This is a genomic window from Halorussus rarus (assembly GCF_003369835.1).
GTDB classification, from domain to species: Archaea; Halobacteriota; Halobacteria; order Halobacteriales; family Haladaptataceae; genus Halorussus; species Halorussus rarus.
The window spans coordinates 309507-321669 of sequence record NZ_QPMJ01000004.1; the positions used below are offsets into that span (position 1 = coordinate 309507).

The window sequence follows — 12163 nt, forward strand, 5'->3', positions numbered from 1 at the left end:
GGATACGCCGAAGGAACCATGAGCTTACAGGTCGCCGAGGGCGGGCGAACCGCCCAGTCCGTCGCGGAGTCGCTCGGCAGCGCTCACGTCGTCGCCGGCATCCCCGCCTACAACGAGGAGAGCGCCATCGGCAGCACCGTCCTCGGCGTCAAGCGGTGGGCCGACGAGGTGGTGGTCGTCGACGACGGGAGCACCGACCGGACTCCCGCGCTGCTGGCCGAGGCCGACGTGACCGTCCTTCGCCACGATACCAACCGGGGGAAGGGAGCCGCCGTGCGCACCCTCTTCGCCCACGCGCGCCGCACCGAGTGCGACGCGCTGGTCATGCTCGACGCCGACGGCCAGCACGACCCGGCCGACGTCCCCGCGCTGGCCGAGCCGGTGGTCGAGGGCGACGCCGACATGGTCATCGGCAGCCGGTACCTCTCGGGCGACGCCCTCGACGAGACGCCCATCTACCGCCGGTTCGGTCAGCTGGTCCTCGACTACTGCACCTCCCGGGTGACCGGCTCGGACCTCACGGACACCCAGAGCGGCTACCGGGCGTTCTCGCCCGAGTGCCTCGAACGCCTCTCGATCACCACCGACGGGATGGGCGTCGAGAGCGAGATGATCGACTCCGCGACCACCGAGGAACTGACCATCACCGAGCGGGCCATCGACGCCCGGTACGACGACCTCGAAGGCCAGACCCACAACCCCGTCAAGCACGGGCTGGCGGTCATGCTCTTCCTGGTCCGACTCCTGAAGCGCCGCCGACCGACCCCCTCGCGCTCGCGCAATCAATAGAACTATGTCCACGATACAACTCCCCACGGACCTCGACGACCGCTACGAACTGCTCGCCGACCGACTCGACGGCTTCGACGACGCCGCCGACCTCGCCGCGTACGTGCTCGAATCGACCGCGGCCGAGATCGAGCGCGGCGACGCGGCCGACGCCGGCGCCGACAGCGCCGACGACGACGTGGTCGAGGACCGGCTCGAACAGCTGGGGTACCTCGAGAAGTGACGATGAGCGACGGCTCAGTCTACGTGTTAGGGCTGGACGGCGTCCCGCCCGAACTGGTCGACAGGGGCATCGACGCCGGCCGGCTCCCGACCTTCGAGCGGATGCGCGCCGAGGGCACCGACGGCACCACGCGCTCGACGGTGCCGCCGCTCTCGATGATCGCGTGGAGCTCGTTCGCCACCGGGCGCAACCCCGGCAACCACGGCGTCTACAACTTCATGCTCAAGGAGGAGGGCGGCTACGCCACCGACTTCGTCAACGCCGAGACGCTCCGCGACCAGTCGGTGCCGGTCTGGGAGTACCTCGACGCCGAGGGCCGGCGGTCGGGCGTGATGAACGTCATGCCGGGCTACCCGCCCTCCCGGACCGACGGCTTCCACATCTCGGACAACATCACGACGCCGCCCTCCGGGTCGTTCGCCTTTCCCGACGAGCTCCAACAGGACATCGAGGAGCGCGTCGGCGAGTACGACGTCGACCCCTACGAGGGGTACGACGACGGCAGCGACGAGGGCAACCTCCACGACCTGCTGACGAACTTCTTCGACATCGAGCGCAACCGCATCGAGGTCGCCAAGTTGCTGGTCGAGGAGTACCCCTGCGACTTCTACTCGCTGGTGTTCTCCGGCCCGGACAACATCCTCCACGTGCTCGGCCACGTCCTCGACGAGACCCACCCGAAGCACGACCCCGAGGTGGCGGCCCGGTACGAGGACAAACCCCTCCAGCTGCTCGAACTGTACGACGAGTTCCTCGGGTGGGTGATGGAGCGGATGGACGACGAGGACACCATGCTGTTGCTGTCGGACCACGGCCACGGCCCGGTGTACCAGACAATCAACCTCAACTCCTGGCTCTACGACGCGGGATACCTCGACCTGAAGTCCCGGCCGTGGACCCGGCTCAAGCAGTTCGGCTACAACCACGTCTACGACGCGGTCGAGACGGTGATGAGCGAGCTCAACCTGTTCTCGAAGCTCAAGATGGGCGTCGCCCGGACCAGCGGGGGCGGGTCGGGCCCGGACCTCGCGGAACTGCTCACCATCTCGCGGAAGGACATCGACTGGAGCGACACCGCGGCGTTCACGGTCGCCAGCGGGGGCCAGGTCTACCTCAACACCGACGACCACGACGAGGGCGCGATTCCGCCCCATAAGTACGACGAGGTCCGCGAGCGACTCCGCGAGGAACTGCTCGCCATCGAGCACCCCGAGCGCGGCGACCGCGTCATCGACTCGGTGCTGTACGGCGAGGACGTCTACGGCGACGAGTACGCCGACACGCGGCCGGACCTGGTCTGCATGCCCGCGCCGGGCTACCAGATACAGTATCCCCAGACGATGAAGACCAAGCGCATCTTCGCAGACCCGCCCAAGACCGGGTCGCACACCTCGATGAACGAGATGCACGGGGTCTTCTACGCCTGGGGCGGCCCGGTCGAGAGCGAGACCGGGGTCACGGTCGACCTGGTCGACTTCGCCCCCACGGCGTGCTCGCTGCTCGACGTGCCGGTGCCCGAGGAGATGGACGGCGAGGTCCGCGACGACGTGGTCGACGTCGGCGCCGAGCGCGCGCGGTACGACGGGAAGGTCGAGGCGAAGCGGGCGGTGCGGGACGTGGCCGGGGAGTTGGCCGGCGACTAGTCCAACTCCACCGCGACCCGCTCCCCGCTCCGGGCCGACTCGTAGGCCGCCTCGGTGAGCGCGGTCACCGCCAGCGCGTCCCGGGCGGTGGCCGGGGGCTCCTCGCCGGTCTCGATGCAGTCGACGAACGCCTCGGCCTTGTCGCGCTGCTTGCTCCGGTCGATGTACGGGACGACCGTCGTGCTGTCCTCGTCGATGCGCTCTAACTCGCGCTCCTCCCACTGGCGACCTTCGAGGTAGACCGCGCCCTCGTCGTCCCAGACGTGGATATGCTCGCGGACGCAGGGAGCGTCGCTGTGGACCGAGATGGTGCCGTGGGCGCCGTTGGCGAACTCGACCGTGAGGATGGCGCGCTGGTCGACCCGGCCCTCGTCGTCGGCGAACACCATCTCGGCGCTGACCTGCTCCGGCACGAGACCGGTGGTCCACAGCACTCCGTCGATGAGGTGGCTCCCGGTGTCGTAGAGGTTGCCCCCGCCCGAGAGGTCGGGGTCGGTCCGCCACGTGTCCTCGAACCGCGAGATCCAGTCCTGGGTTATCTCGGCGCTCAGGTAGTCCGGTTCGGGGTTCGGTCCGTCGCCCTCCTCGCCCTGCCAGCGCTCGCGGGCGGTCTGGAACGCCGGGTTGAGGTGTCGCTGGTAGCCCACCATCAGCACCCTGTCGCTCGACTCGGCGCGCTCGGCGAGGTCGCGAGCCTCCTCGAGGTCGGTGGTGAGGGGCTTGTCGCAGAAGACGTGGAGGTCGCGGTCGAGCGCCGCGGTCACCATCTCGTGGTGGAGGGTGTGGGGCGTCCCGACGAGCACGGCGTCGAGTCCCTCCGCGTCGAGCATCTCGCGGTAGTCCTCGTACTGCGAGCCGTCGCCGACGTAGAGGGTCTCGCCGGCGGTCCGGCGGGTCTCCTCGCTGACGTCCGCCAGCGCGGTCACCGTCGAGCGCGGGTCCTGGTTGAACAGCCGTCCGACCGTCGTTCCGATGTAGCCGCCGCCGATGACGCCGACTCTGAGTTTCTCGGCCTGAGACATCCGTGTTCGTCCCCACCACGAGGCGCGCCTTGATTAGTCTGGCCGCGAGCGGAGTTCGGGACGCTCCCGGGTGGCGAGCGACGAACCGGCGACAGCCGTCCCGGCTACGAGAGGTGGGCGGTGACGTCGGTCGAGGAGACCATCCCGACGTAGTCGTCGTCGACGACCGGGAGGTGCTTGATGCCGTAGGTGGTCATCATCGCGGCGACCTCCTCCATGTAGAGGTCGGGCGTGGCGGTCTCGACGTCGGACGTCATCACGTCGGACACCGTCAGTTCGGAGGTGTCACGGCCGTCGGCGACGGCGTCGAGCACGTCCGTGCTGCTGACGATCGCGCGCGGCGTGGTCGGAACGACGAGCGCGCTGATGTCCTTCTCCCGCATCCGCTTGGCGGCCTCCTCGACCGTCGCGTCCTTCGAAATCGTCTCCAGCGGGGTCGACATCACGTCCTCGACGGTCGGCCTGTCGGTAGAACTCATACCACTATCAACGGATGCCGAGGATATGGGACTTTCCCCGCGCGGTCGGACGACCTGTCAGTTCGTCACGACGAGCTTGCCGACGCTCTCGCGGTCCCGCATCGCCGCGAACGCCTCGCCGGTCTCGTCGAGCGAGTACGTCTCTTCGATTTCGGGGGTCAGCTCCCCTGAGGCGACCAGGTCGACCAGCGTCTCGAGGTCGGCCTGCGTCCCCATCGTGCTGCCCTCGACCCGTTTGTGCCCCAGGAACAGGTCGGGGATGTCTATCTCCGATCGACCGCCCGCGGTCCGACCGCAGACGACCATCCGCCCGCCCCGGCGGAGCACGTCGAGACCGAGTTCCGTGTAGGGGCCGCCGAGGTGATTCAGGACCGCGTCGGGCGTTCCGACGTCCCGCACCGCGGGGCGGAGCTCGTCGGGCTCGGTGCCCCGAATCGGATGATCGAGACCAAGCGCCTCGACCTGGTCGAGCTTGTCGGCCGACGAGGAGGTCCCCACGGTCTCGGCGCCGAACACGTCGGCGAGCTGGACGCCCGCGACGCCGACGCCCCCGGTCGCGCCCGGGACGAAGACGAGGTCGCCGGGGCCGACCTCCGCCCGCCGGAGCATGTGGAACGCCGTCATGTAGGCGGTCGGGAGGGCCGCGGCGGTCGTCGCGTCGACCGACTCGGGGAGCGCGACGAGCCGGTCGGCCTCGACGCGAGCGGCCTCCGCGAGCCCGCCGTGGTAGAGCGAGAAGTTCTCGCAGCGGTTCTCCGGCCCCTCGCGGCAGAACCGACAGGTGCCGCAGGTCTCGTTCGGACACAGGACGACCCTGTCGCCGGGGTCGACCGCGGTCACGTCCTCGCCCACGGCCCGGACCTCACCCGCCGCGTCGAGGCCGCTGACGAAGGGCAGGTCGTCGGCGTCGACCATCGCGGAGTCGCCCTCGAGGATCCAGAGGTCGTGGCGGTTGATGGCGCACGCCTCGACGTCGACGACCGCCTCGCCGGGGCCGGGCTGCGGCGTCGGTTGTTCGACGAGCGATACCCCGTCCGGGCCGGTCAGCTCGGTGAAGGCTGCGGCGCGCATGGAATCGAGGTTCGACCGCGAGCGCAATAGTGGTGCTGACTACTCGGCATCGCCATCGGCGCCGGACTGGCGAGTCAGTAGGGGCGCGCCGATCCGGCGGCGGTCAGACCAGTCGCTCGCCCAGAAGCGGTGCCGCGACGGCGCCCCCGACGGCGACGGCGGTGCCGACGAACGTGATCAGGTGCGAGGCGGTGAGCGCGTAGACGGCGCCGAAGAGCGCGCCCGAGACGACGAGCGCGACGAACCCGGCGACCACTTCTCGCCTGTTCGTCGGGTGTGCCGGCGTCGAGTCGGCGACGCCCCGCCACACGAGCCAGCCGCCGGTCGCGCCGCCGACGGCCGCCACGCTGTCGAAGGTGACGCCGACGAGCAGGCCCGCCACCCCGACCGCGACCGCGACGTGGAGCACCCGTACGGGGTCGGTCCCGCGGTCGGCCAGCAGGTAGAGCGCGCCGAGCACGACTGCGCCGAGCGCGGCGCCAACGACGACGTCCACGAGGTAGTGAACGCCGAGCACGAGCCGCGAGAGCGAGACGAGCGCGACGATGGCCGCGGCGGCGCCGAACCGCTTCCAGGCAGTCCAGTGTTCGACGACGAGCGCGAGCCCGCCCCAGAACATCGTCGTTCCGAGCGCGTGACCGCTCGGGAAGCCCGGACCGTCGGCGGTCGCGGTGCTCTCGAGCAGCAGGGAGAGGCCCGTCGGGAGCCACGCGATTGCGGGCGGTTCGCCGGCCCCCGGCGGACGCGGCAGCAGGAAGATGTGCTTGAGCACCCCGATGAGAGCGACGTAGGTGAGCACCAGCCCGACCACGAACAGCCCCCGCCGGCGGTCGATTCCCCAGCGGGGGAACTCGTCGCCCGCCACGTAGAGCCCGCCGCCGAGCAGGAAGATGAACCAGACGTCGCCCAGTTGGGTGGTCAGCGCGAACAGCAGGATGACCGGCCACTCCGCGTACCCGTGCAGCGCGTCGGTGACGCCGACGCCGCGTCCGCTTCCGAACACACCGGGAGAACGGGTTTCGGCGGTGTCCCTGTTACGGCCGCGACCGGGCAGGGCTTTCGAAACTGCGGCCGCGACTCCGTCTCCGGTCGGTCCTCCGGTCGACCCAACCGCTTTGTGTCGCGCCGTAGAACCACAGTCGACAGATGAGCGACCGATTTCTCGTGGTCGGGGGCGACGCGGCGGGGATGAGCGCGGCGGGGAAGGCCAAGCGCGACGACCCCGACCGGGAGGTCGTGGTGTTCGAGCGCGGCGACTGGGTGTCCTACGGCGCCTGCGGCATCCTCTACTACGTCAAGGGCGAGATCGCCGACGTCGAGGACCTCCAGGTGGTCGAACCCCGGAAGTTCGTCGAGGAACGGGGCATCGACCTCCGCAGACACGAGGAGGTCGTCGACGTGGACCCCGACGCCCGGACCGTCACGGTCGAGCGCGGCGCGGAGCGCTACGAGGCGTCGTACGACGACCTGCTGCTCGCGACCGGCGGCCGGGCCGCGCTCCCCGACGCGCCCGGCACCGACCTCGACGGCGTGTTCGCGGTCCGGAACCTCGAAGCCGGCCGAGCGCTCCGGAGCTACGTCCTCCACGAGGGGGACGCCGATACCCCCGCGAATCCGACCGAGGGGTCCGGCTACGGCGAGAAACTGCGCTCGCACCTGCGCGAGACCGACGCCGAGGTCGTCGCGGTCGTCGGCGCGAACAAGATCGGCGTCGAGATGGCCGAGGCGTTCTCCTCGCAGGGGTTCGAGGTCCACTTGGTCGAGCAAGGGCCCCGGGTGCTGCCGGCGTTCGGGCCGGACGTTGCCGAGACGGTGACCGACCACCTGCGCGAGCAGGGCGTTCAGCTCCACCTCGACGCGTCCGTGGAGCGACTGGCGGGGGAGGGCGGTCGGGTCGAGGCGGTCGAGACCGGCGACGAGCGCATCGAGGTGGCCGCCGTGCTCTGCGACGTGGGCGTGGAGCCCAACGCCGACCTCGCGGCGTCCGCGGGCGTCGAGCTGGGCGAGACCGGCGCGATACGGACCGACGAGTACGGCCGGACCGGCGACGACCGGATATACGCCGCGGGCGACTGCGCAGAGAAGCGCCACCTGCTCACCGGCGAGCGGGTGCGCTGGCCGTACGCGCTCGCGGCCAACCGCGCCGGTCGCGCGGTCGGGCGCACGGTCGCGGGCAGACCCACGCCCACGGGCGGCATCGTCGGGACGGGCGTGATGAAGGCGTTCGACCTCGAAGTGGCGCGGACCGGGCTCGACGACGAGCAGGCTCGCGACGCCGGGTTCGAGCCGGTGTCGACGACCATCACGACCATCACGCGGGCCCACTACTACCCCGGCTGGTCGCGCATCGTCGTCCACGCCACCGCTGACGCCGGTTCGGGTCGGCTGCTCGGCGCGAGCATGGTCGGCGCGGAGGGCGCGGCCCACCGCATCAACTCTGCCGCGACGGCGCTCCACGCCGGCCTGACGGTCGAGGAGGTCGGCCGCCTCGACTTCGGGTACGCGCCGCCGTTCGGCCCGGTCTGGGACCCGGTGCTGCTGGCGGCGAAGGCGCTGGGCGACGAGATGGAGTGACCGGAGAATCACACCGACCGCCGGACCGCGGCTACCCACGAGCCTAACTGTCCGTGCGCCGTACGTCTCCCATGACCTATCAGACCACGCTGGGCTGGTCGCTCGTCACGTCCGGCATCGTCACGCTCCTGCTGAAGGTCCTCCCGTGGGACTCCATGTGGTGGGGAATCCTGTTCCTCGTGGTGGGCATCGCGATGCTGTACGTCCGGCAGTGAGCGACGGGGGCAGAACCGCTCCCGGTGAACGAGGGCGCTACTCGACGTGGACCCGGGTGACGTGGCCGCCGCAGCCGCACTGCTCGACGTACTCCCACGAGACGTCGTCGCCGAACGCCTCCCGGAGCGCGTCGTAGAGGTACGTCTCCGGGTGGCCGTGGTCGCCGTGGGTGACGAGGTTGACGTGGTTGCCGGCGGTCGTGTGCTCGACCGCGGTCCCGGCCTGCCGGACCACGAGGTCTCGACTCTCGGCGTGGTGGGGTTGCTCCAGGTTCGCCGACCAGGAGTTGTCGTGGACGCGGTCGGTGATGGGCTCGACGTCGCTGTCCAGGTCCGCGTCGTGCTCGCGGTCGTCGCTTGTGGTCTCCATGTTCGAAAGGAGGCCGGACTCCCGAGAAGGGGTTGTCCCGAACGTGTTCGGGTCGGACGTCCGGGTCGCCCGAGTGCCGCCCGCCATCAGTCCAGCAGGCCGACCAGGTCCGACACGTCGCGCTCGTCCAGCGAGCGCACCGCCCCGATTATCTCGTCGCGGCGGTTCGCGTCGTAGCGCGTCCCGGCGGTCTCGTGGAACTTGCGCTCGATCTCGTCCCAGGACATCGGGTCGTTCGGGTGGCCCTCGAACTGGTCCTTCTCGACCAGGTAGGTCGTCCCGTCGGCCGTCTCGACCGCGACGACCGCGGGCATCTCGCCCTCCTCGAACCTGGCCGTGAGCTCGTCGTCCTCCGAGACCTCCACCTTCCGGAGGAGCTCCTGGACGTCGTCGCCCCGGATGCGCTCGGGGGCGTACTGGGCGTTGGTGAGTTCGCGGTCGACCAGCGCGGCCGCCAGCATGTACGGCAGCGAGTGGTCGGCCTGGGCCTTGGTCTCGACCTCGTAGCGGCTCCCCTCGCCGCCGCCGATGATGAGCTTCGCGCCCGCGAAGGTGTCGAGCCGGATCTTCTCGATCTCGTCGGGGTCGATGGCCTCGCGCTCGGCGATTTCGATGATGCCCTCGACCGCCGACTGGGCGTAGGTCTCGGCGACGTACTTCTTGGTCATCACGTCGTGGACCCGCTCGGCCGGCGTGAACTCGGCCCGGAACTCGCCCGAGACGGTCTGCTTCCACCCCTTCCGGCCCTCGAAGAGGTTCGTCGGCCCCGCCATCCCGTTCTTGGCGAGGAACGCCGAGTACACCGCGTTCCGGGCGGCGTTGGCCGACGCGACGCCCTTCCACTCGGAGATCCCCTCGGTCCGGGTCACCCGGAGCGCGTTGTGCGCGGTGCCCGCGATACCGATGGCCGACCGGAGCTGTTCGCGGTCGAGTTCCAGCATCTTCCCGGCGCCGGTAGCAGCGGAAATCACGGTGTGGGTCACGTGGTCCCAGCCGCGGTCCCGGACCGGCGCGTTCCACGCCAGCGCGGCCTGGACCTCGTAGGCGACGCCGATCGCCGCGAGCAGGTCGGCACCCGAGGCGTCCCGGTACTCGCCGCACGCCACAATCGCGGCGATGTTGTCGCTCGGGTGGGGCGTCTCGCCCGGCGCGAGGAACGAGTCCATGTAGTCGAGGTAGCGCACGAGGGCAGTGTTGTACATCGTCGCGTCGGGCGGCGACGCGGTCGCGGCGGCCGGGGCGGGTTCGGAGTCTTGCGAACTGCCGCCGCCCCACAGCGAGCACCCCTCGCCGCCGAACTCCGCGACGGTGTCGCCCACGACGCCGACCGGTTCCTCGTCCATCGCGGCGACCGCGATGCCGACCGAGTCGAGCACGCGCTTTTGGAGTTCGTCGACCGTCTCCTCGCGCAGGTCCTCGTACTCGAGGCCGAGCGCGAAGTCGGCGATGTCGGCGGTCGTCGTCATGGCGCGGGTTGGGACCCCGCAGGCCAAAAAACGGGCCGTGCGTTCAGCCGGAAACGCGAGTCGTCCCGGCGGTAAGGCCGGATTACGAGCGCAGAGAAGTGACTTCTCGAGCCGCGGAGCGGCCGTCTCCGGCCGCATGCCCGCATACTGTCCTCAGACAGCGGGCGGTCGAGCCCCGGGGTCAGCGCCGCCGGGTCGCGAGCGCGCCGCCCGCGAGCAGGACGGCCAGACCCAGCAGTGCGGCCACGGGCCCGAAGCCGGGCGCGGGCGCGTTGGCCTCGACCGTCGTGGTCGTCTCCTCGGCCGCAGCGTCATCGGCGGCCGCGGTCGTCTCCGCACCCATCTCGGTCGCGGTCTCCTCGGCCGCGGCGCCGTCAGCCGCGGTGGTCTCCGCCCCGCCGTCGGCGGCCGTCGTCTCCTCCTCGTCGCCGGCTGCGGGGGTCTCCTCGGCCGCGGTGGTCTGCTGGGCCGCCGCAGTCGTGGTCTGTTCAGCCGCCGCGGCGCCGGCGCCCTCGCCGACCACCTGACCGGTCGCGTTGACGTCGAGTTCGGTGATGGACGCCGTGAAGTTCGTGTCGGCGGGCACGTCCGAGAAGTCGAACGTCGCCTCCCACGTCCCGTCCTCGGAGACAGTCGCGGTCTGGCGCTTGAGGAACGGGTTGTCGTCGACGTTCGCGGCCTCGACGGTCAGCTCCGAGCCGGGCGCGAGGGTGCTGTTACCGGAGATGGTCGCGTCGCTCGACGGCGGGACCTCGACCGGTTGGTCGAACGAGGCGTCCCGCGGAACCACGGTGAAGTTGGTCTCCAGCGACGTCTCGTTGCCGGGTTCGACGTAGGGGTTGGCCGCCGTGAGGTTGAACGTCGCGTGGTAGGTCGCGTTCGCTTCGAGCGCGTTCGAGTCGACGACGAAGAAGAACCGGTCGCCCGACTCGTCGACGAACAGCCGGCCCTGCTGGAGCGGCACCTGTTCGTCGGGCACGTTGATCTCGCCGAGCCGGGTCACGTTCATCGAGACCCCGGTCTCGTTGTTGTCGAGGTCCGAGATGTTCTGGACGTAACCGTACAGGCCCGAGGCCTGGACCTCCACGACCGCCCAGTCCTGGTAGGCGACGTCCTGGTCCTGCGTGGCGACCTCGGCCAGGCCGGAGACGCTGTCGACGTCGGCGGCGTCGGGCGCGGTCCACACCTGGATGCCGCCGGTCGAGCGCTCGCTCAGCGCGATGGACCCGACGGCGGTCCGGGTCTGGCCCACCGACACCTGGATCGGGTAGGTCGCGGCGTCGAGCCGGCCGGGCGTCGGGTCGGTCAGCAGCTCGAAGTCGGTGTAGTTGTCCTCGCCGACGACCGAGATGCCCGGCGAGTCGGGCGAGATGCCGGCCAGGTAACTGTTGAACCGAACGGTCGCGACGCCGTCGCCGTCGACGTCGGCGACGGTGAACCGCGACTCGTAGCCGACGTCCTGCGAACCGAGGGTGACCGTGGCCTGCTCGGCGCCGTCGAAGGTGACGTTGAACTCGACCACGTCGCCGCGCTGTTCGGTGAAGGTCCCGTTCGAGAGCGACGCCGTGCCCTCGACCGGCTCGACCACGGTGACGGTGGCGGTGTCCTGCGTGTTACCGCCGGCCGCGACCACCGTGACGTTGTAGGTGCCCGGCTCGACGTCGGTGAAGCTGGCGTCGAAGAGCCCGTCGTCGCTCGCGGTCCGGGTGGAGACCGCGCGGTCGTTCTGGACCTCGACGTCGGGGAAGATCTCGGCCAGTTCGGACGCGCTCAGCTGGTCGGACTGGAGCGAGAAGTTGTAGTCCGCCCGGTTCGATTGGAGCCGGAGGTCGGTCTGCGAGTTCTCGCTGTCGTCGTTGACCACGGTCTCGTCGGCGAAGGTGGCGTTGAGCGTCTGCTGGGCCACCTCGAAGCTGGCCTCGCTCACGCTACCGACGCCCTGGACCGAACCGTCCTGGACGACCACGGGCCGGCCGTTCGCGTCGACGATGACGTACTCGCCCGGCGGCCCGGTCGAGAACGTCGCCGACCCGGTGGCGTCGAGCAGCACCTGGGTGGCGAGCGGGCCGATCTCGCCGTCCTGCACGCGGCGGATCTCCCAGACCTCGCTCGCGTTGGTCTCGTTGGCCGAGAACTGGAGGAACTGCCCCTGCCAGAACGTCTCGCCGGAGTCGACGGCCACCTCGTCGAGGCCGTCGTCCTGGGCCCGATAGTTAGACATCGCTGCGCCGGTCACGCCCGCCGCCGTCGCGCTGACGACGAGCAGTGCTGTCAGAAGTACACTCGTACGTGTTCGTGTCATGGATTTCCC

Annotated in this window: 12 protein-coding genes; 5 read left to right on the plus strand and 7 right to left on the minus strand. The window is 70.3% G+C overall.

What is annotated here, in order from left to right:
• Positions 1–18 precede the first annotated feature (18 nt).
• The 3 genes from DVR07_RS20125 to DVR07_RS20135 are packed head-to-tail and all read left to right on the plus strand — an operon-like array spanning position 19 to position 2655.
• Positions 19–789: a glycosyltransferase family 2 protein gene (locus DVR07_RS20125; RefSeq protein ID WP_115799103.1), complete on the plus strand. Its 771-nt coding sequence runs from the start codon at positions 19–21 to the stop codon at positions 787–789.
• A 4-nt stretch (positions 790–793) separates the two neighbouring features.
• Positions 794–1012: a hypothetical protein gene (locus tag DVR07_RS20130; RefSeq protein ID WP_115799104.1), complete on the plus strand. Its 219-nt coding sequence runs from the start codon at positions 794–796 to the stop codon at positions 1010–1012.
• A gap of 2 nt (positions 1013–1014) precedes the next feature.
• The gene (locus DVR07_RS20135) at positions 1015–2655 is read left to right on the plus strand and encodes an alkaline phosphatase family protein (RefSeq protein ID WP_115799105.1); all 1641 of its coding nucleotides are present in this window, start codon (positions 1015–1017) and stop codon (positions 2653–2655) included.
• Here the strand turns inward: DVR07_RS20135 and DVR07_RS20140 are convergent.
• From DVR07_RS20140 to DVR07_RS20155, 4 genes are all read right to left on the minus strand, one after another.
• Positions 2652–3677 carry a Gfo/Idh/MocA family protein gene (locus tag DVR07_RS20140; protein ID WP_115799106.1) on the minus strand — a complete coding sequence of 342 codons (1026 nt, stop codon included), beginning with the start codon at positions 3675–3677 and terminating at the stop codon, positions 2652–2654. The genes DVR07_RS20135 and DVR07_RS20140 overlap by 4 nt on opposite strands.
• A 104-nt stretch (positions 3678–3781) precedes the next feature.
• Positions 3782–4156 carry a CBS domain-containing protein gene (locus tag DVR07_RS20145; RefSeq protein WP_115799107.1) on the minus strand — a complete coding sequence of 125 codons (375 nt, stop codon included), beginning with the start codon at positions 4154–4156 and terminating at the stop codon, positions 3782–3784.
• A 57-nt stretch (positions 4157–4213) separates the two neighbouring features.
• Positions 4214–5227: an alcohol dehydrogenase catalytic domain-containing protein gene (locus tag DVR07_RS20150; protein ID WP_115799108.1), complete on the minus strand. Its 1014-nt coding sequence runs from the start codon at positions 5225–5227 to the stop codon at positions 4214–4216.
• Positions 5228–5330: 103 nt separating this feature from the next.
• Entirely contained in the window at positions 5331–6230 is a 900-nt protein-coding gene (locus DVR07_RS20155) for a phosphatase PAP2 family protein (RefSeq protein WP_115799109.1), read from the minus strand.
• Between the two features lie 143 nt (positions 6231–6373).
• Here DVR07_RS20155 and DVR07_RS20160 point away from each other — a divergent pair, with 143 nt between their 5' ends.
• Positions 6374–7801: an FAD-dependent oxidoreductase gene (locus DVR07_RS20160; RefSeq protein WP_115799110.1), complete on the plus strand. Its 1428-nt coding sequence runs from the start codon at positions 6374–6376 to the stop codon at positions 7799–7801.
• A 71-nt stretch (positions 7802–7872) separates the two neighbouring features.
• Positions 7873–8016 (plus strand): hypothetical protein, encoded by a 144-nt coding sequence (locus DVR07_RS22260; RefSeq protein ID WP_165881777.1) that lies wholly within the window; start codon positions 7873–7875, stop codon positions 8014–8016.
• Between the two features lie 37 nt (positions 8017–8053).
• Here the strand turns inward: DVR07_RS22260 and DVR07_RS20165 are convergent, their stop codons facing one another.
• From DVR07_RS20165 to DVR07_RS20175, 3 genes are all read right to left on the minus strand, one after another.
• On the minus strand, positions 8054–8386 hold the full coding sequence (locus tag DVR07_RS20165) for a CGCGG family putative rSAM-modified RiPP protein (RefSeq protein WP_115799111.1): 333 nt from the start codon (positions 8384–8386) through the stop codon (positions 8054–8056).
• Positions 8387–8472: 86 nt separating this feature from the next.
• Positions 8473–9852, minus strand: coding sequence for an MmgE/PrpD family protein (locus DVR07_RS20170; RefSeq protein ID WP_115799112.1), 1380 nt, complete (start codon positions 9850–9852; stop codon positions 8473–8475).
• A gap of 181 nt (positions 9853–10033) precedes the next feature.
• Positions 10034–12154: a DUF7827 domain-containing protein gene (locus tag DVR07_RS20175; RefSeq protein WP_162829650.1), complete on the minus strand. Its 2121-nt coding sequence runs from the start codon at positions 12152–12154 to the stop codon at positions 10034–10036.
• Positions 12155–12163 lie beyond the last annotated feature (9 nt).

Bases quoted from the DNA above. Each gene is read 5' to 3' on its own strand.
- DVR07_RS22260 (WP_165881777.1), top strand. From the start codon at position 7,873: ATGACCTATCAGACCACGCTGGGCTGGTCGCTCGTCACGTCCGGCATC.
- DVR07_RS20145 (WP_115799107.1), bottom strand. From the start codon at position 4,156: ATGAGTTCTACCGACAGGCCGACCGTCGAGGACGTGATGTCGACCCCG.
- DVR07_RS20150 (WP_115799108.1), bottom strand. From the start codon at position 5,227: ATGCGCGCCGCAGCCTTCACCGAGCTGACCGGCCCGGACGGGGTATCG.
- DVR07_RS20125 (WP_115799103.1), top strand. From the start codon at position 19: ATGAGCTTACAGGTCGCCGAGGGCGGGCGAACCGCCCAGTCCGTCGCG.
- DVR07_RS20130 (WP_115799104.1), top strand. From the start codon at position 794: ATGTCCACGATACAACTCCCCACGGACCTCGACGACCGCTACGAACTG.
- DVR07_RS20140 (WP_115799106.1), bottom strand. From the start codon at position 3,677: ATGTCTCAGGCCGAGAAACTCAGAGTCGGCGTCATCGGCGGCGGCTAC.
- DVR07_RS20175 (WP_162829650.1), bottom strand. From the start codon at position 12,154: ATGACACGAACACGTACGAGTGTACTTCTGACAGCACTGCTCGTCGTC.
- DVR07_RS20165 (WP_115799111.1), bottom strand. From the start codon at position 8,386: ATGGAGACCACAAGCGACGACCGCGAGCACGACGCGGACCTGGACAGC.
- DVR07_RS20160 (WP_115799110.1), top strand. From the start codon at position 6,374: ATGAGCGACCGATTTCTCGTGGTCGGGGGCGACGCGGCGGGGATGAGC.
- DVR07_RS20170 (WP_115799112.1), bottom strand. From the start codon at position 9,852: ATGACGACGACCGCCGACATCGCCGACTTCGCGCTCGGCCTCGAGTAC.
- DVR07_RS20135 (WP_115799105.1), top strand. From the start codon at position 1,015: ATGAGCGACGGCTCAGTCTACGTGTTAGGGCTGGACGGCGTCCCGCCC.